Source organism: Photobacterium satsumensis (genome assembly GCF_050336935.1).
Lineage (GTDB): Bacteria > Pseudomonadota > Gammaproteobacteria > Enterobacterales > Vibrionaceae > Photobacterium > Photobacterium satsumensis.
Genome location: NZ_JAKJSK010000007.1, coordinates 819,312 through 846,208, shown reverse-complemented (window position 1 = coordinate 846,208; position 26,897 = coordinate 819,312). Strand labels below are relative to the sequence as shown.

At 43.3% G+C, this 26,897-nt stretch carries 28 protein-coding genes and 1 pseudogene; 18 read left to right on the top strand and 11 right to left on the bottom strand.

The window, feature by feature from the left end; all coding sequences use genetic code 11:
* Window positions 1–204: 204 nt before the first annotated feature.
* From pyrD to rmf, 7 genes are all read left to right on the top strand, one after another.
* Window positions 205–1,215, top strand: coding sequence for a quinone-dependent dihydroorotate dehydrogenase (pyrD, locus tag L4D79_RS15450; RefSeq protein ID WP_255044528.1), 1,011 nt, complete (start codon window positions 205–207; stop codon window positions 1,213–1,215).
* Window positions 1,216–1,476: 261 nt separating this feature from the next.
* On the top strand, window positions 1,477–2,022 hold the full coding sequence (locus L4D79_RS15445; protein ID WP_428652441.1) for a cell division protein ZapC: 546 nt from the start codon (window positions 1,477–1,479) through the stop codon (window positions 2,020–2,022).
* Between the two features lie 1,247 nt (window positions 2,023–3,269).
* Window positions 3,270–5,408 carry a bifunctional 23S rRNA (guanine(2069)-N(7))-methyltransferase RlmK/23S rRNA (guanine(2445)-N(2))-methyltransferase RlmL gene (rlmKL, locus tag L4D79_RS15440; protein WP_428652440.1) on the top strand — a complete coding sequence of 713 codons (2,139 nt, stop codon included), beginning with the start codon at window positions 3,270–3,272 and terminating at the stop codon, window positions 5,406–5,408.
* A complete protein-coding gene (locus L4D79_RS15435; protein ID WP_428652439.1) occupies window positions 5,409–5,666 on the top strand; it encodes a glutaredoxin family protein in 258 nt (85 codons plus the stop codon).
* The gene (gene uup / locus L4D79_RS15430; protein ID WP_428652438.1) at window positions 5,653–7,575 is read left to right on the top strand and encodes an ATP-binding cassette ATPase Uup; all 1,923 of its coding nucleotides are present in this window, start codon (window positions 5,653–5,655) and stop codon (window positions 7,573–7,575) included. Before L4D79_RS15435 ends, uup begins: the two co-directional genes overlap by 14 nt.
* Window positions 7,575–9,626, top strand: coding sequence for a DUF3466 family protein (locus L4D79_RS15425; RefSeq protein ID WP_428652437.1), 2,052 nt, complete (start codon window positions 7,575–7,577; stop codon window positions 9,624–9,626). Before uup ends, L4D79_RS15425 begins: the two co-directional genes overlap by 1 nt.
* Window positions 9,627–9,796: 170 nt before the next feature.
* The gene (gene rmf, locus L4D79_RS15420) at window positions 9,797–9,970 is read left to right on the top strand and encodes a ribosome modulation factor (protein ID WP_428652436.1); all 174 of its coding nucleotides are present in this window, start codon (window positions 9,797–9,799) and stop codon (window positions 9,968–9,970) included.
* Window positions 9,971–10,312: 342 nt separating this feature from the next.
* On the opposite strand, the gene fabA is transcribed toward rmf, so the two are convergent.
* Together fabA and L4D79_RS15410 are read right to left on the bottom strand one after the other, a co-directional pair.
* Window positions 10,313–10,828: a 3-hydroxyacyl-[acyl-carrier-protein] dehydratase FabA gene (gene fabA / locus L4D79_RS15415; protein WP_428652435.1), complete on the bottom strand. Its 516-nt coding sequence runs from the start codon at window positions 10,826–10,828 to the stop codon at window positions 10,313–10,315.
* Between the two features lie 68 nt (window positions 10,829–10,896).
* Complete coding sequence (locus L4D79_RS15410) at window positions 10,897–12,585, bottom strand: AAA family ATPase (RefSeq protein WP_428652434.1); 1,689 nt, start codon at window positions 12,583–12,585, stop codon at window positions 10,897–10,899.
* 219 nt (window positions 12,586–12,804) lie between these two features.
* Between L4D79_RS15410 and matP the strand changes: the two genes are divergently transcribed.
* The 5 genes from matP (at window position 12,805) to L4D79_RS15385 (ending at window position 16,427) form a co-directional block, all read left to right on the top strand.
* Window positions 12,805–13,257, top strand: coding sequence for a macrodomain Ter protein MatP (matP, locus tag L4D79_RS15405; protein ID WP_428652433.1), 453 nt, complete (start codon window positions 12,805–12,807; stop codon window positions 13,255–13,257).
* 121 nt (window positions 13,258–13,378) lie between these two features.
* Window positions 13,379–13,684, top strand: a complete 306-nt coding sequence (locus tag L4D79_RS15400; RefSeq protein ID WP_428652613.1) for a DUF3634 family protein — start codon at window positions 13,379–13,381, stop codon at window positions 13,682–13,684.
* 127 nt (window positions 13,685–13,811) lie between these two features.
* Window positions 13,812–14,204 (top strand): PPC domain-containing DNA-binding protein, encoded by a 393-nt coding sequence (locus L4D79_RS15395; RefSeq protein ID WP_428652432.1) that lies wholly within the window; start codon window positions 13,812–13,814, stop codon window positions 14,202–14,204.
* Window positions 14,205–14,285: 81 nt separating this feature from the next.
* Window positions 14,286–14,777, top strand: a complete 492-nt coding sequence (locus tag L4D79_RS15390; RefSeq protein WP_428652431.1) for a PaaI family thioesterase — start codon at window positions 14,286–14,288, stop codon at window positions 14,775–14,777.
* 180 nt (window positions 14,778–14,957) lie between these two features.
* Entirely contained in the window at window positions 14,958–16,427 is a 1,470-nt protein-coding gene (locus L4D79_RS15385; RefSeq protein WP_428652430.1) for a hypothetical protein, read from the top strand.
* Between the two features lie 69 nt (window positions 16,428–16,496).
* On the opposite strand, the gene L4D79_RS15380 is transcribed toward L4D79_RS15385, so the two are convergent.
* A complete protein-coding gene (locus L4D79_RS15380; protein ID WP_428652429.1) occupies window positions 16,497–16,730 on the bottom strand; it encodes a hypothetical protein in 234 nt (77 codons plus the stop codon).
* A gap of 301 nt (window positions 16,731–17,031) precedes the next feature.
* Here L4D79_RS15380 and L4D79_RS15375 point away from each other — a divergent pair, with 301 nt between their 5' ends.
* The gene (locus L4D79_RS15375; protein WP_428652428.1) at window positions 17,032–17,757 is read left to right on the top strand and encodes a PilZ domain-containing protein; all 726 of its coding nucleotides are present in this window, start codon (window positions 17,032–17,034) and stop codon (window positions 17,755–17,757) included.
* A 57-nt stretch (window positions 17,758–17,814) separates the two neighbouring features.
* Here L4D79_RS15375 and L4D79_RS15370 read toward each other — a convergent pair whose 3' ends face one another.
* From L4D79_RS15370 to L4D79_RS15345, 6 genes are all read right to left on the bottom strand, one after another.
* Entirely contained in the window at window positions 17,815–18,198 is a 384-nt protein-coding gene (locus tag L4D79_RS15370) for a response regulator (RefSeq protein ID WP_428652427.1), read from the bottom strand.
* Window positions 18,199–18,471: 273 nt separating this feature from the next.
* Window positions 18,472–18,918 (bottom strand): hypothetical protein, encoded by a 447-nt coding sequence (locus tag L4D79_RS15365; RefSeq protein WP_428652426.1) that lies wholly within the window; start codon window positions 18,916–18,918, stop codon window positions 18,472–18,474.
* Window positions 18,911–19,681, bottom strand: coding sequence for a winged helix-turn-helix domain-containing protein (locus L4D79_RS15360; protein ID WP_428652425.1), 771 nt, complete (start codon window positions 19,679–19,681; stop codon window positions 18,911–18,913). The genes L4D79_RS15365 and L4D79_RS15360 overlap by 8 nt, the downstream gene beginning before the upstream one ends.
* A 136-nt stretch (window positions 19,682–19,817) precedes the next feature.
* Entirely contained in the window at window positions 19,818–20,480 is a 663-nt protein-coding gene (locus L4D79_RS15355) for a hypothetical protein (protein WP_428652424.1), read from the bottom strand.
* Between the two features lie 12 nt (window positions 20,481–20,492).
* Complete coding sequence (locus tag L4D79_RS15350; RefSeq protein WP_428652423.1) at window positions 20,493–20,840, bottom strand: antibiotic biosynthesis monooxygenase family protein; 348 nt, start codon at window positions 20,838–20,840, stop codon at window positions 20,493–20,495.
* Window positions 20,841–20,936: 96 nt separating this feature from the next.
* Entirely contained in the window at window positions 20,937–21,605 is a 669-nt protein-coding gene (locus L4D79_RS15345; protein WP_428652422.1) for an outer membrane beta-barrel protein, read from the bottom strand.
* Between the two features lie 346 nt (window positions 21,606–21,951).
* On the opposite strand from L4D79_RS15345, the gene L4D79_RS15340 reads away from it, so the two are divergent.
* Window positions 21,952–22,329, top strand: a complete 378-nt coding sequence (locus L4D79_RS15340; protein ID WP_428652421.1) for a nuclear transport factor 2 family protein — start codon at window positions 21,952–21,954, stop codon at window positions 22,327–22,329.
* 75 nt (window positions 22,330–22,404) lie between these two features.
* On the opposite strand, the pseudogene L4D79_RS15335 reads toward L4D79_RS15340, so the two are convergent.
* Window positions 22,405–22,744 (bottom strand): annotated as a pseudogene (locus L4D79_RS15335) (glycine betaine ABC transporter substrate-binding protein); the annotation flags it as partial.
* 137 nt (window positions 22,745–22,881) lie between these two features.
* Here L4D79_RS15335 and L4D79_RS15330 point away from each other — a divergent pair.
* Complete coding sequence (locus tag L4D79_RS15330; RefSeq protein ID WP_428652420.1) at window positions 22,882–23,250, top strand: hypothetical protein; 369 nt, start codon at window positions 22,882–22,884, stop codon at window positions 23,248–23,250.
* Between the two features lie 393 nt (window positions 23,251–23,643).
* On the opposite strand, the gene panB is transcribed toward L4D79_RS15330, so the two are convergent.
* Entirely contained in the window at window positions 23,644–24,435 is a 792-nt protein-coding gene (gene panB, locus L4D79_RS15325; protein WP_428652419.1) for a 3-methyl-2-oxobutanoate hydroxymethyltransferase, read from the bottom strand.
* Window positions 24,436–24,925: 490 nt separating this feature from the next.
* On the opposite strand from panB, the gene L4D79_RS15320 reads away from it, so the two are divergent.
* The 3 genes from L4D79_RS15320 (at window position 24,926) to L4D79_RS15310 (ending at window position 26,897) form a co-directional block, all read left to right on the top strand.
* Window positions 24,926–25,270, top strand: a complete 345-nt coding sequence (locus L4D79_RS15320) for a hypothetical protein (protein ID WP_428652418.1) — start codon at window positions 24,926–24,928, stop codon at window positions 25,268–25,270.
* A gap of 394 nt (window positions 25,271–25,664) precedes the next feature.
* Entirely contained in the window at window positions 25,665–26,069 is a 405-nt protein-coding gene (locus L4D79_RS15315) for a coiled-coil domain-containing protein (protein ID WP_428652417.1), read from the top strand.
* Between the two features lie 57 nt (window positions 26,070–26,126).
* A complete protein-coding gene (locus L4D79_RS15310) occupies window positions 26,127–26,897 on the top strand; it encodes an Abi-alpha family protein (RefSeq protein WP_428652416.1) in 771 nt (256 codons plus the stop codon).

The following is a 26,897-nucleotide window of genomic DNA, read 5'->3' as shown; positions in this document are numbered from 1 at the left end:
GTGGCTTTTTTTCGTTTAAAAGGCATGGATACAAACGTTTGCTTTGGGCGTCGAAAAATAAAAGCATCATTTTCAAGCATCTAACCGTATATTTTATGGAGTAGGCCATTTTTTTCGACATAAACATAAATTAACCATTGAATTTAGATGGCAAAGTGTGAATAATGTTCTCCCGTTTATACGGGGCTTTTATTAGGAGGTACAATGATTTACCGCCTCGCTCGATCCGCTATTTTCAAGCTTGATGCTGAAAAAGCGCACGATCTAGCTATTCAGAACTTTTCTCGCTTTACTGGCACTCCTCTTGATCTATTCTATCGCCAACATGTTCCTGATCGTCCTGTTGAAGTGATGGGTATCAAATTCAAAAACCCTGTTGGTCTGGCCGCTGGCCTTGATAAAAACGGCGAATGTATTGAAGCATTTGGCGCGATGGGTTTTGGTTTTGTCGAAGTTGGAACCGTTACTCCACGTCCTCAATCGGGTAACGATAAGCCTCGTTTGTTCCGCGTCATTCCAGCAGAAGGCATTATTAACCGCTTTGGTTTTAATAATCTAGGTGTTGATAACCTGATTGAGAATGTGAAGAAAGCCAAGTATGACGGCGTTATCGGTATCAACATTGGTAAAAATAAAGATACGCCGATTGAAAAGGGCGCAGAAGATTACCTGATTTGTATGGAAAAGGTATATCAGCATGCTGGCTATATCACGGTGAATATTTCTTCGCCGAACACGCCAGGTCTACGTACACTTCAGTACGGAGAAATGCTTGACGATCTGCTTGCGCAGTTAAAAGAGAAGCAGAAGGAGTTGGCTGAGAAACACGGTAAATACATACCTCTGACTCTTAAGATCGCGCCGGATCTAGAAGATCATGAGATTAAGCAGATAGCTGAATCTTTGATCAAAAATAAGATCGACGGTGTCATCGCGACCAATACTACGCTGGATCGCTCTTTGGTCAAAGACATGCCGCATTGCGATGAGGCCGGTGGCTTAAGTGGTCGTCCACTGCAGAACCGCAGTACGGAAGTTATCCGCATGCTGGCGGAAGAACTGGATGGTGCGCTACCTATCATCGGTGTAGGTGGTATTGATTCTGCAGTGTCTGCCCGTGAGAAGATGGCTGCTGGTGCAAGCCTGGTACAGATCTACTCTGGTTTTATCTACCACGGTCCTAAACTGGTAAAAGATATCGTTACTAATATCTAATTAGCACTCCAGTATAATATCTCAAGAAACACTCAGACATGAAGGTACCTGCAAGAGAAATTTTGCAGGTACTTTTTTTATGTCGATTTTATGACGAGCATCCTATCAATAGGGATTTTGTCAAATATACAGAGTTTTACGCGTGTTTTTTTGTACTTTTTTCCTCTTTTTATTTGCCAATAGGGAAGTAGAATTTGCTCTAAAGTTTTGTTTGTTGTAGTGGATAAGCTTTGTAACGGATGCGGATATGGAGCGGTATTTATGTTGAAACCCAATAACTCATGGATGTGGTATTACGACCAGAAGTACGATGCTCTCATGTTGGATCTTGGTGATGACATGATTTTCCGCGTCGCTATTCCTACCAAAAACTTAGTTCCTTGCGCTTTTAACCGTACAACCTTTACGGTTGACGATGCGTCTGTTTATCAAACGTTCCTCGAAGGGATGTCCATCCTTGAACTTTCTGCACCTCGTAAAGCAGAGCTTGCATTAAATGCAGTAGCAGCAAGCCGATTCCACAAGCCGCTTATGCCTAAAAGCTGGTTCTTCAATCAGCAATCCGGTGGTCATCAGCCTAAACTTGGTGACATTGTCACACTTTCAACCGATCTTGGTGAAGGGCAGTTTCTTATTATTGAAAATAGTGGTTCTGCAAGCCTATGCATGATGGCAGATACCGCCTCATTGCCACTTAATCCTGCGAAAGAAATGGCTTTCTGTGAGACGATAAAAGTCATGAACGACCGTATGATGGCCTATGAGAGGGCTGTAGAAGCGCCAATGACGCTTGCTCTTGTTGGATAACACGATACAGCGAATCAGATACGCAATTGCTTCCAGGCTTTTATACCCAAGCTGCTTCAAGATGCAGGTTCAGCGAGAATATATAAGCTTGTAGACAAGGCATTGTTTTGAAATCTAGTGGCTCTAAATCGAAATACAACGCATCAAACGTTTAAAGCAAAACTAGACAAGTCCAATTCAGCCTTTATCTAAGCTTATCTCATGTGCATCTACCTTGGTCGTTAAGCCGTGAGCCCTAGTACCATTTCCCCCTCAAAGATACCTGCTTTGTCACGTCCTAATTCCTCTGCTCTCAATTCTCCGCTGTTATTTCATGTACCTCATTTCACCAACCGATTAAAGCGAACTTCAACGGATTGAAGCAAATCTATGTTGCTGCGGGCGGCCTCGTCGCTGCAGTAAGCGGCTAGCAAACGCTTAGTACGAGTGTCGATTTACCGCTATTTCGCTACATAGAGGCCGGAGGCGGGCTTTTTTGTCCGTTGTTTGACCGATAAAACGATTATCTAAAAGGGTATCGTATCAAGGAATGTGAAGAACATCACGAACTCAGAAGGGGGCTTTTCTTATTTTAGCTGCTTAATAAAGCGCCATTATTAGTGACGCAAGTCTAAAAAATTTATCTTTTTATCATTTTTTTTCTGCCCCATTTAACGGCGTATGAGCAATAAATCACCATAATTTTGCACCTTAAAAGACAGTGATTTGCACTGTCTTTCCTCATTTTCCGCCTTTATGTAATTAAATTACCCGCCAACAGTATGTGGTGTATTTCTTGAATTCTTTCCTTTTGGTTATTATTTCCTAATGGGAAATACAGGTGTATTCATTAGCGTGATATACATAAGCTAGAGGCTTCGGGGTTAGTTGGCACCTACTTGTTTTTGCTTTTTTATATCTATCGAAGGCTGTAAGTTGTTGATATGTGTCTGATTAAATTAATGGTTTCTGAGTGTGCACAATAAAGTTGGGTGTGGTGCGTTGTCTTTTTTGATCGTTTGTTTACATCTGTGGACAATGCTTCTCCCCTTATTGTTTATCGTGGGAAACGCTTGGTTTGGGCTTTGTTCTTTGCGAATCGCATCCAGTCGGTGGCATCAGAATCTAGATGTGGAGAGTAATGCAGCATATAGAGGCATTTGATTGCTGTTTTTTTAGCTAAATAATCGAGTTAGCACCTTTTATGACAAGGTATTTAGTGGGTTTTCAGTTATAATTCACCGCAACATAAGTGTGAAAAGAAATCCATGAATCAATATTTAGCTATCACTTCACGAGGTCTTGAGAACCTCCTTGCAGAAGAACTTACGCAACTTGGCGCTGATAGCGTTCAGGTTGTCCATGCTGGCGTCCGTTTTAAGGCCGAACAAGCAACGGCTTACCGATGCTGTCTTTGGACGCGTGTTGCATCGCGCATCATTTTGGTACTGAGCGAATTTAACGTTCGTGATGACATGGATTTGTATTTAGGTGCGGCTGCGATCAATTGGCCGAACTACTTTGGTAGTGACACCCGTATCATTGTTGACTTCAATGGTACCAACCGTGAAATCCGCAACAGCCAATACGGCGCAATGAAAGTGAAAGACGCCATTGTTGACCGCTTTACTAAGGCCGATTTACGTCGTCCAAGCATCGACCGTGAACGTCCAGAACTCCGTATTCACATGCGTCTGTCAGGTGAAAAAGGGGTATTGGGCCTTGATATGGCGGGGAGTGGCCTACACCAGCGTGGCTACCGTAGCGAAGCAGGTAAAGCGCCATTGCGTGAGACCCATGCTGCGGCATTGGTGATGAAGTCAGGTTGGACCCCAGAGAAACCTCTGCTAGACCCAATGTGTGGTTCGGGTACCTTGCTTATTGAAGCCGCGCTGATTGCGGCAAATATTGCCCCTGGTATCAAACGCCAACGTTGGGGCTTTGAGGCGATTAAAGATTTTGACCGTGAAGGCTGGCTCGAAATTCACGCAGAAGCGAAGGTAAAAGCCCGCCGTGGTCCTGCCAATGTCACAACCAAGTTCTTTGGTCGTGAAATGGATCGCCGTGTTCTATCTATTGCCCGTGATAATGCAGGTCGTGCCGGTGTTAAAGATCTGATTGACTTTGAATACGGTGATGCGACTCAGTTGACATGCCCTGAAGGTTTTTCTGAAGGTGTGATCCTGTGTAACCCTCCGTATGGTGAGCGTATGGGGACAACCCCTGAACTTGTCTCCCTGTACAGTGAACTGGGTAACCGCTTGAAGCTTGCTTTTGCTGGCTCTACGGCTTCTATGTATTCATCTTCTAATGAATTGCTAAGCTGCTTGCGTATGCGTGCGGATAAGCAGTTCAAGCTGCGCAACGGTGCGCTTGATTGTGTACTGAAAACGTACCTGATCACAGCAGGCGGCGTTAAGCATGTTGAAGGCGAAGCTGAAGGTCGTGTCGAAGAGAAAGAAATCGCACCAGATTTTGCCAATCGCTTGAAGAAGAATATTACCAAGCTAAGTAAGTGGGCGAAGAAAGAAGGGCTTGAGTGCTACCGTCTGTATGATGCTGACCTGCCGAACTACAATGCAGCGATTGATAAGTACAAAGATTTTCTAATTATCCAGGAATATGCGGCGCCTAAGACGGTTCCGGAAGAGACAGCACGTCGCCGTTTGATGGATATCATGCGCGCCACGATTCAGGTAACGGGTGTTGAGAATAACAAGGTTATCCTAAAAGTGCGTGAGCGCCAGAAGGGTAAGAGCCAGTATCAGAAGCTTTCTAGTGCTGAGCGCCACCTGATTGTGAATGAATACGGTGTTGATCTTAAGGTTAACCTGTACGACTACCTGGATACCGGTTTGTTCCTTGATCACAAGGTGACGCGTAAGCAGCTAGGTAAAATGGCCGCAGGTAAAGATTTCCTTAACTTGTTTGCTTATACAGGTTCGGCAACATGTCATGCTGCTTGTGGTGGTGCGAAGTCAACGGTGACCGTCGACATGTCTAACACTTATTTGCGTTGGGCACAGGAAAACATGGAACTGAATGGTCAGGTTGGCCCTCAGCACCAGTTTGTTCAAGCGGATTGTCTGCAATGGCTACAAGAAGCCGACGGTGACTTTGATCTTATTTTCATTGACCCACCAACGTTCTCAAACTCGAAGCGTATGAAGCAGAGCTTTGATGTTCAGCGTGACCACATCATGTTGCTTGAGAACCTAAAACGTATGCTAAGACCGAATGGTCAGATTGTTTTCTCGAATAATAAGCGTCAGTTCAAGATGGACGTCGAGAAACTTGAAGAACTTGGCTTACAAGCGAAGAACATTTCTGATAAAACGTTGCCAATGGATTTTAGTCGCAACAAACAGATTCATAACTGCTGGATCATTACCCACAAGGAAGGTTAAGTGCTAATCACGCTTTATAGCACAGAAGGGTGTCACCTTTGCGAGCAGGCTTATAGCCTGCTCGTACAAGCCGGTGTAAAAGAGCACGTTCAAGTGGTGGATATCGCTTTTGATGACGTGCTTTTTTCTCGTTACGGCGTCACAATTCCTGTGCTCTCTATTCTTAATCCTGATTCAGACTCTAAAAGCCCAGAACTCGGTTGGCCCTTTGACGCTAATGAGTTGGCACTATGGTTAAACAACAATGGCATTAATTAATATTAGTAACGCCCAATTGGCGTACGGTGATCATGCGCTGCTTGATAAAGCAGAATTTCTTCTACAGCCAAAAGAGCGTGTTTGTCTGGTGGGCCGTAACGGCGCTGGTAAATCCACTTTGATGAAAGTGATTGCTGGTGATGTATTACTCGATGACGGTAGTATTCAGCGTGAGTCCGAGCTGGTTGTTTCTCGGTTAGAGCAGGATCCTCCTCGTAATGCAGAAGGGACCGTCTTTGATTATGTTTCAGAAGGTCTAGCAGAAATAGGGCAGGTATTGAAAGAGTACCACCGTCTGTTGGATTTGATCACTCATGATCCATCTGAGTCTAATTTCGGCAAATTAGCCCGTGCGCAAGAAAAGATTGATCATGCTGATGCGTGGCAATTCGATAACAAGATCTCATCGGTGTTGGAGCATCTTCAGTTAGAGCCACAAACATTGCTCAAAGATTTATCCGGTGGCTGGCAGCGAAAGGCCGCATTAGCGCGTGCACTGGTTTGTGACCCTGATATCTTGCTGCTTGATGAGCCTACCAACCACTTGGATGTTTCGACTATTGAATGGCTTGAAGGCTTCCTAAAAGAATTCAGAGGGTCGATCATCTTTATCTCGCACGACCGTGCGTTTATTCGTTCTATGGCAACCCGAATCGTCGATCTTGACCGCGGTCAGCTAGCGTCTTTCCCAGGTGATTACGACCAGTATCTCGAAGATAAAGAAGAGATGTTGCGGGTAGAAGCTGAACAGAATGCTGAGTTCGATAAAAAGCTGGCGCAAGAAGAAGTATGGATCCGTCAGGGGATTAAAGCGCGTCGTACTCGTAACGAAGGGCGTGTAAGAGCGCTGAAACAATTGCGCCGTGAACGCAGCGAGCGCCGTGAAGTCGTTGGCAAGGCCGACATGCAGCTTCAAGATGCGCAGCGCTCAGGTAAAATTGTGTTTGAAGCTGAGCATATTAGTTACAGCTACGGCGATAAGCCAATTATCAATGATTTCAGCTTCAATGTTATGCGAGGCGACCGTATTGCCCTTATTGGCCCTAATGGCTGTGGTAAGAGTACGCTGTTGAAAATCATGCTGGGTGATCTTAAGTCACAGGGTCACTTCCATTGCGGAACCAAACTCGAAGTGGCGTACTTCGACCAGTATCGTGAAATCTTGGATCCGGAAAAGACCGTCATGGACAACCTGGCTGACGGCAAGCAGGAAGTGACGGTGAACGGCCGTACCCGCCATGCTCTTGGCTATCTTCAAGACTTCTTGTTCCACCCACGTCGTGCCCGTACACCGGTGAAAGCGCTATCGGGTGGCGAGAAAAACCGTCTGTTGTTGGCGAAACTTTTCCTTAAGCCTAATAATTTATTGGTGCTTGATGAACCAACCAATGATTTAGATATCGAAACATTGGAACTTTTGGAAGATATTCTTGCCAACTATCAGGGTACTTTGCTGTTAGTCAGTCACGATCGTCAGTTTGTTGATAATACTGTGATGACAAGCTGGATTTTCGAAGGCAACGGTGTCATCGATGAATACGTTGGTGGCTACCACGATGCCCAGGAACAACGTGCAAATTCGCTGAGCCAAAAAGCGAAAGCACACGCTGCCGATATAGAGGCAGAAAAGAAAAAAGACGAGAACAAGCAGCGTCAGGCTGAACGTCCTAAAGCAGGTAAGAAGCTCTCTTACAAACTGCAGAAGGAACTGGAAGACCTGCCGCTAAAAATTGAAGAACTGGAAAATGAAATTGCGCAGTTGCAGGAATTGATTAACGATCCTGCTTTCTTCCAGGACGTGAAAAATGACACTGAAGGTACGCTGAACCGCTTGGCGGAAGCAGAAGCTGAATTTGAGTTGGCATTTGAACGCTGGGAAGAGCTTGAGGCAATGCAGAAGGAAGCTTAATGCAACATAAGACATTAAAATTGTCAGCACTGGCCGTATTAGTTGCCGGTGCGACAGGTGCCAATGCCGCGGTCTACCGTGTGGTTGAAGTTACGGATAGCTCAAATGTAACGACTCAAAGTTATTATAGTAACTTAGAGTCGCAAATTAATCAGAAAGTCGAATTCTACGGGCAGGGTATTACCGCCTCTGCAGCAAGTGATAACTGCTTCTCGGGTAACTGTAACGAGGCTGATTACTCCGTATTTGGTGAAAGTCGCTTTGGTGCCGATGGCATCAACTACCGTGATGAAGTGCCGTTTATTCTGGATAACCTTCAACGTATTAACGATGAAGACCGCCTGTACAGCTACTGTGATAGAAACCTAGGGCCAAATACGTGCCGTGAATGGGCGCGTACGCAGTTCTATGGAAAAGGTTACAACACCAACGATATCTCAGATCGCAGTGGTTTTGGTGGCCTAGTTCGTGAGCAGGAAGCATGGAGCAAAAACTTCTTCTCCAATGCGACGGCAGTCAGTGGCTCTGGTTCTTTCACAGAAGTTGACACCTTTGCTGATGATCAAGCTAAGTATGACCCTGATGCAGTTGCTGCGTTGGGATCAATCGTTGATTCAGGCAATCATAAAACCACCAACAGTGTGATCAATGCGCAGGGAACTGCTGCGGCTGGCGAATATACTTTGGGTGTAACAAGCGGTGCTTACTTCACTGACAACTCAAGGTTTGCTCGTCAGTTCAATAAACGCGGCTTCGTTAATCTTGGTGGTAACAAGTTTGGCCTTGATCCGGTTGCGGGAGATCAACTAACGCAGATTGCTGGTCAATCTGTAGCGTGGGATGCGGTTGAATATGACGGCAAGTTACTGGTTGTCGGCAGTGCGTCTTATGCTCGAAGCGATTTTAGGGATAGCGATAATAAAGTGCCTAACAATCGCAGTGAGCGAGATGATCCAACTTTCAATGAGTCAAATTTCAGTAATTGTCCAACGAGGTTTGATGAGGGTCTAGATAGTTTCTACGGTACTAAAGAGTGTCAACTGTCTGTGTTTGCCAACGACAGTGTATTCTGGACGCTTGATGCAAGTTCACAGGGCAACAGTGTAGATGCTCAGTTGCTAACAAAGAATGATCTAGCCACTTTCGATCCTGATAACAATGACCGTTCATTCCAAGCGGGTGCACGAGCCGTTGATCTTGTTAATGGTCAGCCGGTTGTCGTTGGTTTCACTACCCGTAACTACGACAATGACTACTACGCAATGCAAGCGGCGATTTGGGAGTTGCCAGAGGGCAGTAGCGCAGAGGCAGAGAACTTTACGCAAACCATTATTCCTGGCATTCAGCTAGAAAGTGGTGGCGATCGTGTGCTGACGTATACGCTAGCAACAGGCGTGAACACCAATAACCAAGTCATCGGTTATACAAAGAACTGGAATGCGGATAACCGTTCTTACGTAGAGCGTATGTTTGTCTATGACAATGAGGCTAAGCCTAGTGCACCTAAGTTCTTGGATTCTTCAGTGTCATCCTTGTTCTTCAGCGGTGCCAATGGTTATCCGGCGGCAATCAACAACAGTAATCAGATTGTTGGACGATTGGACAGCGAGTCGGTTAACCAGGTTAATGGTCGTTTCCGTCGCCAGCGTGGTTTCACATACGCAATGGGTGACATTGAAGGTTCGGCAGCATTGAAGAAAGGTGATGTGTATTTCCTTGATGATCTGACCAACGATGGCGACACGAACGGAAATGCAAACAAATATCGTATCTTTGACGCTACTGGTGTGAATGATGCCGGTGTTATTTCAGCGACTGCTTACAAATGTGAAGGCGGATATGACGACCTGACGACAGAATCATTCTGTCAAGGTGGTGAGCCAGGTGTTGAGCGTACGGTTGCTGTTAAGTTGATACCAATTACTGCTGCAGATGAGCCGACGGTACAGGAACGTCCTGCCGCTGAAGCCAATATTGAACGTAGTGGTGCATCGCTTGGTATGCTGGCAATGGCTTTCCTTGGCTTCCTAGGGTTCCGTCGAAGAAAGTAATTTTTTGTCAAAATTGGTTAAATTACACTCAGGCTCACAATTTGTGAGCCTGTTTTGTTTTCATAGTTGATCTCTGCTTCTGTTTCGCTAATTCTTAATAGTGGAGACACAACATCTCCATCATTATGCAATAGTAATGAATGTAAATGATAAGGATGAGGATCGAACTTATGAAGAGACAAAAGCGGGATCGTCTGGAACGCGCACAATCTCAAGGCTATAAAGCTGGCATAAATGGTCGTTCCAGTGAAGACTGTCCGTACCAAGCGACAGATGCCCGTACTAACTGGCTAGGTGGCTGGCGAGAAGCACGAGAAGATCTGCAATCTGGCCTGTTTAAATAATAAACCTCCCTTCATATCTCCCTTATTGAGCCCCTATTAGGAACAGGGGCTCTTTCTATATAGGCGGCAAGAGGCGCTTAGCTAGAGGCTATAGGGTCTATGGAAGGCAGTGAAAGGCTAGATTAGCTCTAAGGCTGAACCTAAGAAACTGTCCAAAGCGTTCCTATTATTACGTCCATGATTTCGGTGACAATGTAACTTTGATTGCATACTTTCAGTATCGCATAGTGCCACTAGCCACTAGCCACTAGCCACTAGCCACTAGCCACTAGCCACTAGCCACTTTCGCCAGATACAAAAAAGGCCGCCATTGGCGACCTTTTGATAGCTTGTTATTGTTGCTTAGAAGTTTGACGTATCTTTGAATAGGCCAACTTTCAGATCTTTAGCAACGTAGATTTCTTTACCATCTACCAATACACGGCCATCGGCAACACCCATGATGAGCTTGCGGTTGATAACGCGTTTAAGCTGGATTTCATAGGTTACTTTTTTCGCTTCTGGCAGGATCTGACCAGTAAACTTCACTTCGCCTACACCCAGAGCACGGCCTTTACCTTCGCCGCCAGCCCAACCAAGGAAGAAGCCAACTAGCTGCCACATAGCATCTAGGCCAAGGCAACCTGGCATTACAGGGTCACCTTTGAAGTGGCAGTCAAAGAACCACAGGTCAGGGCGGATATCTAATTCTGCATGGATGAAACCTTTACCGTGGTCACCACCTTCATCGGAGATGTTTACAATACGGTCAATCATCAGCATGTTGTCAGATGGCAAGGAAGGGAAAGCTGGACCGTAAAGTTCGCCTTTACCACATGCAACAAGTTCGTCGTAATTATAAGATTGCTGGCGTTTCATCAGACTTTAAAACTCCTTAAAAAGTATGGAGGCAATTTAGCTTACACATGTACGCCAAACAACTCGGATCAGTTCTGGACCAACCAGTTACGGATGCGCTCTAACAAACCGATGTGCTTCACCATTTCACCGTTATGGAAGATATCAATGCGCTCCGCAATCTTTGCTAGCAAAGTCTCTGCATCCTGATCATCGCTGCGGAAAGCTTGGCCGGTAAGTAATGGTAGGGCATCATCGACACTTTCTGCGCTCCACAAGTGGAATTTCCCGTTTTTAATGGCATCTAGTATCTCGTCATTGAGACATAGATTAGTCATGTTTGTTTTCGGTAATATGACACCTTGGTTACCCGTTAGGCCGCGGAATGCACAAACCTGATAGAAACCTTCGATCTTCTCGTTAATGCCACCTACAGCCTGTACACGACCAAACTGGTCAACGGCACCGGTTACGGCGATTTGTTGATTAATAGGCTGCATGGATAGCGCTGAAACTAACGAGCATAGCTCAGCCAAAGAGGCACTGTCGCCATCCACTTCGGAATACGACTGTTCGAATACAATAGAGGCAGAGAAGGGTAAAGGTTGGTCTAAATCCAATGCGGTACTGATAAATGCCTGCATGATCATCATACCCTTGGCATGGATATTACCGCCGAGCTCTGCCTTGCGCTCAACATCCGAGATATCTCCATCACCAAAGTGCACCACACATGAAATACGGGCAGGCTCGCCATAGGCGCGAGGGTGGCCCGGTACTTCAACCACAGTAAGCCCATTGACCTGTCCGACTTCCTCACCTTGGCAATTGATCAGGACCTGACCGTGGTGGATATCTTCAATAGCACGCTCCGGAAGGTATGACTCGCGATATTCACGCGCTTGAATTGAATCTTTCAGGTGCTGAGCGGTCATTCTCTGCCCTTGTGATTCAAGGGCGGCTTCACACAGTAGGCTCTGGTGCCAAATAGGGCAAAGCGGCACACGGGTTTGGTCTTCGGCGTAACGGGCACCGGTCTTTAGCACCATCTCTATTGCTTGGCTATCTGCAAGCTCTGGCAGTTTGGCTTTTTTGATGATGGCTTTGAGGTAAGCGAGATAAAGCGAGAGGTTATCTTTGTTTATGATCAAGTCCTGTTCGAACTCACCATACATGGTAAAGCCTGAAGAGATATCCGGCTCGGCATTTTCCAGTTCGGCCATTAGGTAACGGTCGCCAATCAGCACCAACTTGATATTGAGCTGCTCGGCTGGTGGCAGCGGATATAGGGACTTGTTTGAGGCCGCTTGCCACTCCAGTGTCCCGTTCATCAGAATACTCTTGAGACGAGGCCACAAGCTTGGATTGGCAAGGATAGCGGTGACAGACAGCACCAAGTAGCCATTGTTGGCCTGGTGAACAAGCCCATGTTTTACCTGCTGTTTGCTGATGTTGTTTTCTTCAATCGGTGGGTACACCGCGCCAAAAAGGGTTTGTTCTGTCACGTTTTCGCCAGCAACAATAACCGGAGATTCATTTTTAGCTTCAGCTTGTTGTGAAATCAGCTCAATGACATAATCGCGGTAAACCTTGTTGTCTGGTGCGGTAATACGCAACACCCGAGGCTGAAGTTCGACAGCAGTAAACCGGCGCACAGCATCTGATAGACGATCTTGCAAGGTTCCAGTTTTTGCGGGAAGAAGGTCATCATACTGTTCAAGGATGGCTTGGTACTGAGAGTAGTCTGGAGTCATCGAGCGCCAGTTTTGTTCATGCATGGGCGTGTGCTTTATTTCGTAATGTGAAAAGGTCAGCAGTATAAATGAATCAATGGCCGCATAATAGCTTAGTGTGTAATGTTATTGACTTCATTTGCAGTTTCGTTGAGATCGACTTAAAAACAAATGCTTAAAGTTCAAAATGGAATTGAGCTTTATCGGTCTAACAGTTACACTGTCACTACTTAAGTTTAGACTTATCGAGAAACCCTGACGACTATGAAATATCAGCAGCTTGAAAACCTTGAAGCCGGTTGGAAATGGAATTATCTAGTAAAAAAATGGAAAGAAGGTGAAGCGATCACCGGGTACATTGATACCAGTGAAGCGAAAGCAGCGGTTGATGACCTCTTATCTATCGAACATGAGCCAACCAAGGTGTTGAAGTGGATTGGTAGCCATATGTCACCGGAGCTTGATAAGAAGCTTAAACAAGCTATCCGCGCCAAGCGTAAGCGTCATTTCAACGCCGAGCAAGTTCATACCCGCAAAAAATCCATTGATCTCGATTACCGTGTTTGGGAAAGACTGGCGGAGAAATCCAAAGAGCTGGATTGTACCTTGTCTGACACCATAGAGTATTTGTTGAGTGAATCCAACAAAACAGAGGTGGCGAGTAAACAGGTCCTGGATCTCAAACATGACCTTCATGAACTGCTTGATTTTGAATAGGCTTAGTAAAGAAAAGAACTAGAATCTAGCTAAAGCGAAGATCTACTCAAAACCCTTTAAGATACCATTTTGTAGATCTAGGCATGAAAAGGAACTTAGAAAGGAGTCAAACATGGAATTTATAGGATTTGTGATTGTCCTTGCCATTGTTGTATTTATTCTGGTGTTCAAAGATCGGCCAATCATGGTGTTGACCTTTGAAGAGGGAAAACTCACCAAGCAGAAAGGCCAGATCCCAAATGGCTTTTTGGTCGGCTGCAAAGATATCGCCCATAAGCAGCCGTTTTCTGGCAAAATCAAAGTCTATAAGAACCGCTTTGCGACCAAACTGGTTTTTTCAAAGTCGGTGCCGGCCAAGGTGAAGCAGCGTATCCACAATGTTTTTCCGCATAACGGTGGCTCGAAGAAGCGGGGAAGACGCGCTTAAAGGCTCTTTTAGATTCGCCGTCAATATGCTCTCCACTTCGGGGAGCTTTTTTGTATCCCGGCATTTTTGACAACTGCTTTTCTGTATCATTGTGCCTCTCAAACTAAAAATAACAGAGCTTACCTATATGCTGACACCACATGCGTTTCGTTTAACTCTCGGCACCGATCTAAAGTCGTCTATTTTGGCGTATGTGCAACAAGAAAATATTAAAGCGGGTTCTCTGCTAAGTTGCGTCGGTTGTCTTTCTCACGCTTCTATCCGGCTTGCAAATGAATCAGAGAGCCTCGAATTGGCAGGGCCGCTAGAAATCCTCACCCTGAGTGGTACCTTAACGCCAGAGCATGTCCACTTGCATATCTCGGTGGCAGATAAGTCAGGCCGTGTCTACGGCGGACACCTGCAAGAGGGTTCTATCGTGTCATTTACCGCAGAGGTTTGCCTTGCCGAATATGCGAATTTGTCTTTTACCCGCGAGCTTGATGCCACGACCGGCTTTACCGAGCTGGTGGTGAAATAGTTATTACCTCAGTCCTGTTGGGCTAATCAAGCTGTATATACTTGTTAGTATTAATAATACGCATATACAGGTGATGAAATTATGGATAAGGCTGCAGAGACCGGGTTGTCATTTCAGGCTCAAATCAAAGGGAATCATTGCTTTGGGTGTGGGGCAGAGAACGCCCAAGGATTAAACATTCAAAGCTATTGGGAGACTGATGATACCGCTGTGTGCCAGTTTACCCCTGAGGCTTATCATTGTGCGGCTCCCATGCACTTTCTCAATGGCGGCATTATTGCCACTGTGATTGATTGTCATTGTATTTGTACTGCAATGGCAGACGCACACAGGCGTTCAGGCCGAGCAATTGGTGAAGGTGAAGCTATATGGTTTGCGACAGGCGGTTTGTCGCTACAATACCTGCGTCCGGTTTCTATCAACGCGGAGATAGTATTAAAAGCGCGTGTAATGGCTGCTGATGAGCGTAAAGCTGAATTAAGGTGTGAGTTATTGGCGAATGGTAAAACAGCCGTAGAGGCTGAGCTAACGGCTGTAAGGGTACCTGACTCTTGGATGAAGGAATCAACCTAGCTTATTAATGTCGGGATTGTGATATTGCTCTCAGCGATCCGCTTTATTTTTGAACAATGTGTGAGTGATTCTATCTGCTTGTCTATTTTTTAAAAGCTAACTTGCATTGTTATAGTTTTATGTTGTTGTGCCAGTCCAAGTTGGCATAAATCACCTGATTTTCAGCTTGGAGATAGCAAGATGATACATCCGTTGATAAAAATAAGCACAGCAATGATACTGGTTACGCCATTAGTAACTAAAGCCGTAACAGACCTTCAAGAGGTTGAAGGTAAAGCATCTTTTGTCACTTTAGGTGCGATCAATAATTACGAATCAAAAATAAATGCCCATCCATTCTTAAACTCCTCAATACCTCGGCCACAACAGTATTCTGGTGAGTTTTTTGAACTTAACCACGACTATCCCGCTCAACTTGAGCAACCCGCTAAACCATACCCTTGGACGGAGGTCACTCACTCAGGAAAAATCACTACGAACAATGCAATGGATTATGTTCTCGCGTTAAAAGAATATGTTTCCAAGGATATGCGTGCACTTATAAATAACCCGGATAAACCTAACCTTGATAATTGGTTTCAGTCGATTTGGTTGGGAACGGAACGAGAGCCCATTCATGGGATATATGTCGGCTCGGGCTTTCCGGCTGGCACGTTGACTGATCAAAGTGTGGATATAACCACCTATGTTTATACGCTATATGATAATCGAGCAGCCAAGACACTAGGAGATATATGGGGTAGGACGTTGGATTCGGCACTCAAGCCCACGATCTCTGATCAGACGACGCAATACAGTGAAGGTAGCGTAATCGTTAAGTTTGCATTCGTAACGGCTTGTGGTACGGATTGGAGCCCAATGACAGGAACAGCCATATGGCAAATATATGCGCCAATAAACACTAGTAATGGCACTGCAAAATCGACTCAATCTAAATGTGACGCTACTGAAGGAGAAGGGAGCAATACGAACCCTGTTTTAACGAATGTGTATTTGATGCAGTTTGATATCATCGTTAAAGATACGAAAGCAGCACCAGAAACGGGATGGGTTTTCTCGACGCTTGTTTATGATCAAAGCGCCCCAGGAAAAGATGTCTGGGATAAAATGATCCCTCTCGGGGCAACATGGGGAGGCGATACTGACATTGTTAATGTCAAAGATGAGGCGCTGATCCCTCCAGTTACGGTTAATACATCATTAAAGCAGAATTGGATTAACTTAAAAGCCCCCGAATATTCACGTTCGACATTAGCTTGGGATGGGCGGCTATCAGGACCGAATGATGGTGCTGTCGTGACTCCGGCCTGGACAGCTGATAAATACTATCACCAAGGGCTTGCATCTGCGGGTTGCTTAGGTTGCCACAGCTCAGCTCAATATCCTATGACGTCGTTTTTGCTTCCGACAACAACATATCCTCCACAAACCAAACAAGCGCCATTATCCAGTGATAGTAGTACCAACTCGCTGGTACTAACTATGCCAGGTAGTAAAGAATGGATGAGATGGTTTCAAAGCAATAATGGTTTAACCCCAATGGGGCCTAATGATAGTAAAGGCATTAAACCTGTTGCGCTTGACTATGACATGGTGACAGCATTTAAAGCGATTCCAATGTGGCAGGCGGCTCTGGCGGCGCAAAAGTAAATTGATACCTTGCAAAACAGCCGTAGAGTATCAAGTCTACGGCTGTTAATTACTCGGCTATGAGATGTTCTATTTCTTCTGAGTATTTTTAGGGTGGGAGTTAGCGATATCAATCAAAGCCTGATGACTGGCTAGATAATGCTGGATCTTTTGCTGAAGGTCGCTTAATGCCTGTTCGGCTTTTATTCTATTTTCCTTTTCTTGTTCTAACTGTTTGCCAAGCTCAACGGCCATATAACCGCCTTTAATTAAGGCTTTGGTTGTGACGTTGCTCTCAGTAAGCGACTTTAGCTCTTCGATCATATAATAGTGCTGGTCGATATCTCTTATTGTAATAGCCATGTTCTGAATAATGCGTAAAAGATAGCATTATGGGTTAGTTAATATATCTGTCAATGTTTTTGATGTCTTTCGTCCGACGCTCTATCTCCATTGAAAATGCATTTTGCTATCACTTTCTTCCGTAAAGCAAATGATAGGCATCCGGGTAGATCTTGCGCTAATGCCAATTAACGATAATTTGCTGGTGGAGACTATTGTAGACACGGTTCGACAGCGATTAGAATTCACCAATAAAGCAAAATTGTGGTAGTAAGGAATAATGGTGAACCAGCAACTGAGTCAGATTAAACGACGTGCGATGGAGAATCGTACGAGGGAGCTATCAAAACCATCGCTACCAGGGTTAATGGAAATCTCTCACGGAAGTGAGATTACACTTAGTGTCAAAACACCGGTAGGAAGGCTTTATCAAGTTAGCTCCGTGTTTATTGGTACGAATGGAAAAGATAAACTCTTTATTGAACTGCCAAAAGTGACCAAGATCGAAAGAGATCAATTTTTCCAGCTTGGTTACCGGATGACCATTAAGGGAGTTTCTGAAAAAGGCGAAGGGGCTTTGGTCAATGTCAGAACTAAGATCAGTTGTATCATTACCGATCCGGTGCCGCTGCTAGTAGTTGATATCCCACCTCAGATAGAGGTTGTTCAGCTGAGAAAAGAACCTCGTTATAACGTTAATATTGAAGGTAAAATTGTACTTCCTTCCCGTACTCTCAACGTGATGCTAAAAGACCTGTCACCTTCGGGGTGTAGTTTCTATATCGAAGCCAATGGGCCAACGATTGAGATCAATAGTGAACTGGCGATTGAGGTGATGCACCCTAGAACGGAAGTGATTTATCTTTTGTCGGGAAAAGTCTGTAATCATCAGCCTATGGGGGTGAATAAACAGCTAGGCATCGAGTTTGATGAAGCCGGTCAGCACGCAGTGAGGGAGTTAATGAGTAAGCTTATTTTTGATGGCGCTAAACTCTCGTTTAAGAAATAGGGCAAGCTGCAATTCAACAAATTGCGCTACCCATTACACTGTAACCTATAGGTTAAACTAATCGTCACTTACTTGGAGTATCTCCAGCTTTTCAAGGCAGCGTTGAATTTTTTGCATCGAAAGCGGTTTGACTAAATAGTCGTTAGGGTTATGAGAAATGACTCGTTTCACGGTATCAATTTCGCTATCACCGGTTACAATAACAACGGGCAGAGAAGGGTATTGCGCTCTTATATATTGCAATACTTCAATGCCATCTAAAGGCTTGCACAGGTTCAAATCGAGAAACACGCAGTCAACTGTACTTTTCAGTAAGGCATTATAAGCTTGCTGCGCAGTAGGCGCATAAAGCAGTTTTTGAATAGGGACGCTTTTTCTTAGCAGTTCGGCCATAATCTTGGCCATCATCTTATTATCTTCAATGATGAGAAACTTATTCATACTGGTTTTTCCTTAAACTCATCGTGTTTTTGCTAAGTACAACAACAAAGCACTTATATTCCCATGTAGTGGGTATATATTATGATAGGGATAATAAACGATCAACTTGCGTAAATGCGAACCATGTTGTGATCGCTATCTATATTATCAGTATCCTAACGCACTATAATTTTAAGCTTTGTATGAATTTAAATCATTTTAAATGGATATAAAAAGTAGGGCTTTTATGTGTAAAGGAAAAGAGGCTGCACATAAACGTACAGCCTCATTGGTTTAGCTGGCAATCGGTTTTCCAAGTAACACGCTTTTTAAGTGAAGTGGGCGGTTATCCCTTGTGATGAATAATCCGCGTTGATCTGAAATATAGGCGGCTTTATCTGCGGACTCTATGATGTAAAAACTACGGGTTGTGAGTGACTGCCTGTTATCTGCCGTGTCCTGTTCCTTGGCAATCACAAGGTAGTGAGACCCATAGCGCAAGAATAGCCCGTAGAACTGTTTGGAAATAGTGATCTTATTAGCCACGTTGTAGCCTAAGAATTGCATTTTTATCCGGCCATGGATAAGCACCGTAGAGAGGCGCTCGTGACCAATGCCAGGGTAATTGGACTCAAATTGGTAACGTCCATTCGTGCTTAAGGCCGAGACAACACCGACGCTGACCGTAAACAGCAAGCCTAGTACAATACCGAACATGGCTCTAGTAATGAATTTACCCACGGCAACCACCTTGCTCAATGTTAGACGTTAGATCGGTAAAGCCATTTTGCTGATCGATAGCAATCAACTGGTAACGATCGCAAATTCCCCCAAGCGGATAAGCAATCATCTTCGATTTTGGCTCTGGGTAGTCTTTGATGGCACTTATTACCGCTGGTGGCATAGGCTGGCCATCATAAAGAATGTGGTGTTTATCAATATGTGTGCCTTCGACAAAAAGCGCCATCTGCCAAAGCGTCACAACGGTCAGTATGAAGGTTGCCGATGTGACAAGGTAACGTTTGGTCAGTGTAGCCAGTATCGGAAGAAGATTAGCTTTCGCTTGTTGAATGCCAGTTAATACTGGATTATTGGCGTTTTGAATCTGCTCTTCATTGTCTACTTCACATCCCGCTGGTGGCTTTTCCTCTGCTTGCAAGGCAATGTTTTCAGCGGCATTTAGACGAATGAGGTAGCCTTTTTTGGGTTCGGTAACAATCACATCTTCAGCGCCAAGCTCACAAAATGCTGACCGAATGTGTTTTATTGCGACCGTCAAAGAGCTATTGGTGACCACCTTGCCAGTCCAGCAGGCTTCCAGTAATGCATCTCGGCTAACAGCAACGTTAGGTTTTTCTGCAAGCATGCAAATGATCAGGGACTCTGAACGGGACAGTTTCACGCTTTCATTATCAGTGGTGCGGATCAGCACTTGTGTTACAGGGTCTATTTTAAAATCCCCAAGTAAAACCGGTGTTGTCATGTCACGCATAATTTTCCTCATATTCACCACTTTGAGCTGGGGATTTTAGGGGAACGCATAGCTCAAAACAATGTTGTTAAGGGTGAAAATCTAGAATCTGAATGGGTATCAGTAGTTGAGTGGCCGAACTGTAGGCTCAGTTCGGCCTATATGGCTACTAAATATTCAGTTTGTAGCCAAGGTACATGATGTTGTAAGACGCACTTTCTGTCTTAACGGCTTCTAGCTCCTTGGCCATTTCCTGAACATGGTTTTCATCACGGGCTTGGATCGCGATGGAGTAGGTTGGTTGTTTCAGGTTGCCATCAAACTCTTGAATACTGAGGTAGGCCGATGTAACGACACCTTGCGCATTCCAATTAACGACTTTTTGTAGGTCTTTCCCTAGAATTTGATCGGCTAATAGATTTTGTTGAGGCTCTAGCCAAGTCAGTTCCAATGAGTAGGAATTCTGGATCATTTCTTTATCCAGCCATTTAGTGCCAATATTTCTGATATCACTGACTTTTACTACGTTATCTTTAAAGAAAGGTAGCGGTTCAAGTCGCTTTAGCACTTGATCGGCAGAGTCGGCTTCCATCACAAAGTTAATGATTGGGAATCGCTTGCCGTCTACGGTTGAATGACGAACAAACAAATCATGAATGATACCTTGTTGTACCAATTCAGAAAAAGCACCGCGCTGCTCATTCATGCCTTCCAACACAGTGAGTGCATCATCGGTTTTCCACTCTAGGCTGACACCAAATGCTGCACTGTGTGCTTGCGTTGCAGACAGTGCTAAACCAAGGGCAAGAGGGATCAATTTGAACTGCTTCATACTAAATTCCTTTTAGTTTCTGATAACTTCATACAGTGCAGGGTAAAACTCAACGCCAGGAATACTCAGTGGCGGCAGAGACTTGTTCATTTCGGAAATGGCGGCTTTAAAGTCGTCAGTCGACTCCCATTTCGCGACATTAATGTAGTGGAATTGACTGTTCGGCTGGAGCGAGCGGTGTAGTGTTGTAGAAATATAGCCCGGCTGTGTTTCTAGGAGGTCCCTGGCTTGTTCCCAATGTTCAAGTACCGCTTGTTCCTGTGATTCAGGCACGTGAAAAGGATTAATAAGGGTGACTTCGGCACTGGCTGGAGCAACAGCGAGCGAGAGAAGCAGAGTGGGGATGACTTTACCTAACATTTGGATCTCCTTGTTATTGTATGGCGTTCGAAAGTTAGCACATACAATAATCAGAAAACCCAAATAGCTAGTTAATTAATATTAATTATCGTTGAATTACAAGATGTTAAACTGGTATCGCGCACCAATGCGGAAGTTCATTTCTTTTAGCACTGGAAGCTCACCAAATTGTGTGGTGCCTAAGTCCATAGCACGATGTGCAATATTGGCTTCTAGGCTCCATGCATCCGTAAGGTGGATTTGGTTATCCAAGCGCAGCTCATACAGAGGCTCATCAAAGGTGGCGATTCGGATAGCAGGCTCAGCTGTCCAGCGCTTCATCAGATTGAATTTACCGCCAATCTCCGCTGTAAATGCTGTGTCGGAGTAGGTTGTCGAAACATCTGAGAATAAAGGGTTTGATAGGTCGAATTCAGCCGACATTTTTTCAGCACCTAAAAGGGCATAAACTGAGCTGTTCTTACCAACGGGAGTGTAGTAACCCAGGCCAATCAAAGAGTGGCTAAAACCAAGACGATCACGTGATACGTCATCGTAACGGCCTTCAAGAAAGACTTGACCGACAGGGTTGATGCTAGCGCGAGCATAGTAACCCGACATATTGTCATAGCTACTGTCGATGTCGGTAGGAAGATATTCACTGTATAGCGAATACTGATAACCCGCCGAGACATAAGAATAGTTCTGCTGAAGCTCAACAGGTCCAGCAATTGCAGATGTTGTAATGGCACAGCCAAGAGCGAAAAGAGGTAAAACGTTTTTCATTATATTAATCTCCTAAATCGGTGCGGAGATTAAGTGACGACTTTGAAAATTGAAACATTTGGCGGTGAATATTCATATTAATTAATTTGTTAATACTCGCATCACATTGATTTATAATATTATTTATCCCTTTACTCCTAATGCACTATAACTTTATATTTCGATCCATAACAAATAAATATCTATACAACGCTGATGTATCATTGATGACACACTCAACTTTTGCCTACTAAGCAGCCGTGTTCGAAAGGAGTCAGCACCACATCTAGAGCTCCTGAAGATAACGCTAAGCTAATATCATTGAAATGAAATGCAACTGATACGGTGAACCGCTGAGGAGATAGACATGGAGCTGCAAGACAACAAACGTAACGCGATCGCTTTTTATGAAATGGCTTATCGGGGAAATCCAAGACAAGCGGTAGAGAAGTATGTTGGTAGCATGTATATCCAGCATAACCCATTAGTGGGTAACGGCAAGGAACCTTTCATTGCATACTTCGAGCGCATGCAAAAAGAGTATCCGGATAAAGATATCACCTTTGTTCGTGCTATCGCTGAGGGTAATCTCGTTGCGCTTCATACTCATCAAACTTGGCCAGACAATATCGAGTATGTGACGATGGATTTTTTCCGTTTTGATGAGCATGGCAAAATCGTCGAGCATTGGGATGCTTTGCAAGAAATCCCCGAAGAGACCCTTAACGGCAACACCATGTACTGAACGCATTTAATAGAAAAGCCTGAACGTTTTCTCATGCGTTCAGGCTTGGTTATCTTCCATCCAAGCCAGTAATTAGCTCATTTGTTGATTGGTAAAACCGCGTTTGGCGAGATACTCTAACGCTTGTGGTTCATTCTGTGCGAAAGATTCTGTCGTCATCGTATGGACAGGAGACGGTGGATACATAACTTGCCCAATACTGGTGTTGGTGCCCAGTAATAACCAAACCATGCTTTTTCACGTTCATAAGCTTTGGCTATGGTACCAGCAAGTGCAGCGCCAGAACCTGGGTCGATCATTTCGGACCCGTACTTATCGAGTTCTAGCGCATCAAAAAGGTGGCCCGACGTGATCTGGCATGTCCAGCCAGCAGGGCAGCTATAGAACACAAAATTTTATCGTCTTCAGGGTGCTTGTTCATTAATATCACGCAAAATGTAATGCTATGTAATATTTAAGTCAAAACTATTTAGCTACCATTCTTAATATGGATATAAATTCTATCCATATTAACTTATTTACTAATCAAACTGCTATTAAGTGAGGTTTATTATGGGCTGGGTAGTTGACACAGTAACAAAAGATAGTGCTAGCGAAGTAGCTAAAGGCTTACAAAATTCCATCGATGGATTATCAGATGATCAAAAGGAGGGAATAAAAATTACTCTTGGTGATAGAACAGACGGAACTGCTCATGGGGCTATTTTCTATCAAAAAACCGATGCACACTCCTTCAGTGAATCTCATAAAAAAAATGCGCACTTAAAAATACTATCTATAGGTAAAGGTCATCAAGATTTATTTAATGATGCTGCATTATTTTTAAATGGACTTGAACCTGACGTTGCCTATAGTGCCCAAGTCCAGTTTACAGACAACAAGAGTAGAAATTCGAGGATTTATATATACTATTGGAGTTAAAGGCGGCCAAATATCAATTAATTCATGAATGGAGATACAACCTTCTAAAGTTATATCTCCATTCATGTAAACACGTACCACAAAAGATCACTCAAAGTGCTCTGCGAAGACGTCGCCGAACATACTAGCACGGCAGGCCAAGCCACTGGTTATCATGGCAAGATTTTGAGGTTAGGGCGTAAGTTTGGGCTTTATTCCATCAACATGTTCCAATGTGGGCAGGAGGTATTAAAAAACATCAATGATAACTGCCAGTTCGCTTGTTTGATGATGCAAAAGGCCGTTGATATTGAGTGGTATTTGCAGCAGAAGACTGGAATATCAGCTAATTATATGTTGCAAAATCAACATATAAAGCCGTTATACGAATTCTAAGTTGTAAAACCTATTACATTAAAAACTATGTTTTTCATCAGGGAAGGTCTGTTGTTTTACTTCATCTATATACTTTTTCACAGCGGCTTCAATCGAACCTGTTTCAGCTAAAAAATTCCTTGAAAATCTTGGGATATAATTAGCGGATACGCCTAAAATATCATGCATAACTAAAACTTGACCATCGGTATCACTGCCTGCACCAATTCCTATTACTGGAATACTTAATTCTAATGTAATTTGTTGTGCTAACTTAGCGGGGATACATTCAAGTACTAATGCCTGAGCACCAGCGTGTTGTAGTTTTTTTGCATTTTCTAGCATTTTTGTTGCTTGTTCTTCTGTTTTTCCTTGAACTTTATATCCACCATATATATTTACAGCTTGTGGCATTAAACCTAAATGAGCACAAACTGGTACTGCGCGCTCAGTCAGCATCTTAACTGTATTGATTAACCAGCTACCGCCTTCAATCTTTACCATATTGGCACCTGCTTTCATTAATTTAGCGGCTGATTCGCATGCTATATTAGGAGTATGGTAGCTCATGAAAGGTAGGTCTGAAATGACGAAAGCATTTGGACTTCCTGCTCTAACGCATTTAGTGTGGTAAACCAAATCCTCAATACTTACATCTAAAGTTGTTGGTTTACCTTGTACTACAGAACCAAGTGAGTCACCGACAATTATTACAGGCATGTTTTGCTCTTCAAATATTTTGGCAAAGCTAGCATCATAAGCCGTTATTGATGCAAATTTTTCACCTAAGGCTTTCCAGTTATTTAAATCTGAGATGGTGATTTTTTTCATTAGTAACTCGATCATTGTCGTAAAAAATTGATGCTACCATGTCTTTATATTTACATATATCTCCATTAAGACGGTGCATCTTTCTTATATGACATCATGATTGATAATCTTATCTCTATTATATTCACAGGGTAAATGCATCAGCGCGATTTGTTATATTTGGCATTGTGGTTTTGTTTTTGGTTTAGTTATTAAGACAGAAAAATTTTGCTGACAGCCTCATGCATTGGTTATGTGGAATCATGGCCGTGGCCGCTTGCAACTACAACCTATCAACAAAACGCCATCTTTGACCCGCTTGGGGATTACGAAGGGATATTGGCCAGGCGTAAGGTTCGCAGTTACGCCACATTGAAACTTTTGCCGCTGTCTTGATTGCAGGCCGAAAAACCAACCAAGGCTTCAAGATTGCGTATTACCCAAATCACGAAGCGTTATATCGAAAAGCATCGAGAAAGGTTTCGATAAATTCTGCATGGTGGTGTGGGGGATGGGGAACGGCAAGCACAAGAAACCACTAAAGGTGATCTGCGAAGAAGTGGCCGAACATACTAGCACCGCAGGCAAAGCTACGGGGTATCACGGCAAGATTTTGAGGCTAGGGCGCAAGTTTGGTCTTCACTCTATAAACATGTTCCAGCGTGGGCAGGAGGTATCGAAAACCATCATTGATAACTGCCAGTTCGCCTGCGTGATGATGCAGAAAGCTGATGATAGTGCACGGTACTTGCAGCAAAAGACTGGGATACCGGCTAGTGAAATTATCAATTTAAAGAAGCTAGAGTATGTTTTGCAGGATGGGAAGGAGTGGGAGAAAAATATAATTTCGTGGTGAAAAAGCCTTAGAACAGTATATCAGTACTTAATGGACGATTTAGATAAGATAGATAACATTTAGAGATATGACGCAGAGATCACATACTTAAATCAATAAATTCAGTACCTTATGGTTTGAAAATTAATGTAGCATCAAAGTGTACGTTAATATGGCTAATATATGATTATTTTCAGGAAAGCAAGGACGATATTTTGGATCAAACAGAATTTATTACATATTTATTATCAACGAACACGCTTACTTTAGCTGCAGCCACTTTAGTTAGTCATCTAATGATTAAAAACTCAGACAAAAAAATGAAATAAATCTTCAGATTAAAGATTCAACAATAGAAAATTTAAGCACAAGAATTTCAAGCGTTGAGTCAGACCTTAAAAACTATAAAGAAAAAATGGAGAAAGATCTCAATAACCACACAAGAGAAAATAACTCTAAGGTTGAAAAGTTAGATACAAAAATATCTCAGTTAACAGTACAGCTATCGGACGTAAAAGAGAAGCATAACAAACTAAGCAAAGAAATAAATAGAATTAGAAAAGTTATTTTGAATCATGGCAGACAATTAAAAAAATATAATTCAATGATATCAACGCAATTAACGTCTTTGGATAAGCTAGCGGATGACTTATTTTCAATTTCTGATGAAGTTAAACGCCATGAAAACATGACGAACAGCTCTGTTTTAAATATAAACATGCATTTAAAGAGAGTTAATACTTCCATTGCAATTATAGAAACTTCAATCGACAATATGAAACATAGTGTTGAACGTGAAATAGAAGAATTTGAGTACTAATTGCTCGTGGTTGTAAGTTTGTTGTTTATCAAATAAGTAAAAAGGATATATTTTCATATGAGTGATAATGATGAAATTACAGTTGGGAAAGATGGGTTTTCAATTAAAGGGGAGCCTGTACAATTAGTAACAAGAGCGGTAAAGCCTCTCGCGAACACAACTGGATCACTTTTGACTCTATTTGATAATATTGTTGGCCTGCCCATAGACTACCTAAATATACACTTGAAATCATTTAGAGACTCTCTTCATGAAAGTATTGAGGAAATTCCTGTTTCAAAACGTATTGAACCAAGCTTTAGGGTCGGTTGCTCAGTTTTAAAAAATGTAGCATATGTAGCTGATGAACGAGAAATTCAAGTTCTTTTTGGTAAGTTATTAGCATCTGCTATTGATGAAGACACATATGAAAAAGTACACCCTAGCTTTTCATCGATATTAAATGAAATGACAGCTATAGATGCCAGACTACTCGTTGAGTTTTGCATTAATGGAAACATGCAGCTTAATGATGTTAGTCATGATGCCATTGCACAATCGAAGCATAATTTGTTAAGGCTAGGTATCCTTGACTTCAAGCCTAAAAAATATTCAATACAAGAATTGAACAAGCTTGTTGGGCGTTATAATTATCAACAACCTAGAAATAATTTCGTTAGTTCAACAGAATACACAAAACTAATAAGGGATTTTGTTGGTTTTAAAAATATTATAGTGAAGAACTTTCAGGAGAATCATAACAACCAAGATATAGTTATAACACCTTTAGGTCATAATTTTTTTGTTACTGTCTTTAGGTGTAATAATACAATAAAAAGCACAAGGTGA

What these genes read in the sequence shown, in the direction of transcription:
- L4D79_RS15315 (WP_428652417.1), top strand. Translation starts at nt 25,665, where the DNA reads ATGGAGAAAGATCTCAATAACCACACAAGAGAAAATAACTCTAAGGTT.
- L4D79_RS15395 (WP_428652432.1), top strand. Translation starts at nt 13,812, where the DNA reads ATGCTGACACCACATGCGTTTCGTTTAACTCTCGGCACCGATCTAAAG.
- L4D79_RS15360 (WP_428652425.1), bottom strand. Translation starts at nt 19,681, where the DNA reads ATGAGGAAAATTATGCGTGACATGACAACACCGGTTTTACTTGGGGAT.
- L4D79_RS15445 (WP_428652441.1), top strand. Translation starts at nt 1,477, where the DNA reads ATGTTGAAACCCAATAACTCATGGATGTGGTATTACGACCAGAAGTAC.
- L4D79_RS15390 (WP_428652431.1), top strand. Translation starts at nt 14,286, where the DNA reads ATGGATAAGGCTGCAGAGACCGGGTTGTCATTTCAGGCTCAAATCAAA.
- pyrD (WP_255044528.1), top strand. Translation starts at nt 205, where the DNA reads ATGATTTACCGCCTCGCTCGATCCGCTATTTTCAAGCTTGATGCTGAA.
- L4D79_RS15350 (WP_428652423.1), bottom strand. Translation starts at nt 20,840, where the DNA reads ATGTTAGGTAAAGTCATCCCCACTCTGCTTCTCTCGCTCGCTGTTGCT.
- L4D79_RS15330 (WP_428652420.1), top strand. Translation starts at nt 22,882, where the DNA reads ATGGGCTGGGTAGTTGACACAGTAACAAAAGATAGTGCTAGCGAAGTA.
- rlmKL (WP_428652440.1), top strand. Translation starts at nt 3,270, where the DNA reads ATGAATCAATATTTAGCTATCACTTCACGAGGTCTTGAGAACCTCCTT.
- panB (WP_428652419.1), bottom strand. Translation starts at nt 24,435, where the DNA reads ATGAAAAAAATCACCATCTCAGATTTAAATAACTGGAAAGCCTTAGGT.
- L4D79_RS15385 (WP_428652430.1), top strand. Translation starts at nt 14,958, where the DNA reads ATGATACATCCGTTGATAAAAATAAGCACAGCAATGATACTGGTTACG.
- L4D79_RS15345 (WP_428652422.1), bottom strand. Translation starts at nt 21,605, where the DNA reads ATGAAAAACGTTTTACCTCTTTTCGCTCTTGGCTGTGCCATTACAACA.
- uup (WP_428652438.1), top strand. Translation starts at nt 5,653, where the DNA reads ATGGCATTAATTAATATTAGTAACGCCCAATTGGCGTACGGTGATCAT.
- L4D79_RS15355 (WP_428652424.1), bottom strand. Translation starts at nt 20,480, where the DNA reads ATGAAGCAGTTCAAATTGATCCCTCTTGCCCTTGGTTTAGCACTGTCT.
- fabA (WP_428652435.1), bottom strand. Translation starts at nt 10,828, where the DNA reads ATGAAACGCCAGCAATCTTATAATTACGACGAACTTGTTGCATGTGGT.
- L4D79_RS15320 (WP_428652418.1), top strand. Translation starts at nt 24,926, where the DNA reads ATGGGGAACGGCAAGCACAAGAAACCACTAAAGGTGATCTGCGAAGAA.
- L4D79_RS15310 (WP_428652416.1), top strand. Translation starts at nt 26,127, where the DNA reads ATGAGTGATAATGATGAAATTACAGTTGGGAAAGATGGGTTTTCAATT.
- rmf (WP_428652436.1), top strand. Translation starts at nt 9,797, where the DNA reads ATGAAGAGACAAAAGCGGGATCGTCTGGAACGCGCACAATCTCAAGGC.
- matP (WP_428652433.1), top strand. Translation starts at nt 12,805, where the DNA reads ATGAAATATCAGCAGCTTGAAAACCTTGAAGCCGGTTGGAAATGGAAT.
- L4D79_RS15370 (WP_428652427.1), bottom strand. Translation starts at nt 18,198, where the DNA reads ATGAATAAGTTTCTCATCATTGAAGATAATAAGATGATGGCCAAGATT.
- L4D79_RS15380 (WP_428652429.1), bottom strand. Translation starts at nt 16,730, where the DNA reads ATGATCGAAGAGCTAAAGTCGCTTACTGAGAGCAACGTCACAACCAAA.
- L4D79_RS15425 (WP_428652437.1), top strand. Translation starts at nt 7,575, where the DNA reads ATGCAACATAAGACATTAAAATTGTCAGCACTGGCCGTATTAGTTGCC.
- L4D79_RS15410 (WP_428652434.1), bottom strand. Translation starts at nt 12,585, where the DNA reads ATGCATGAACAAAACTGGCGCTCGATGACTCCAGACTACTCTCAGTAC.
- L4D79_RS15340 (WP_428652421.1), top strand. Translation starts at nt 21,952, where the DNA reads ATGGAGCTGCAAGACAACAAACGTAACGCGATCGCTTTTTATGAAATG.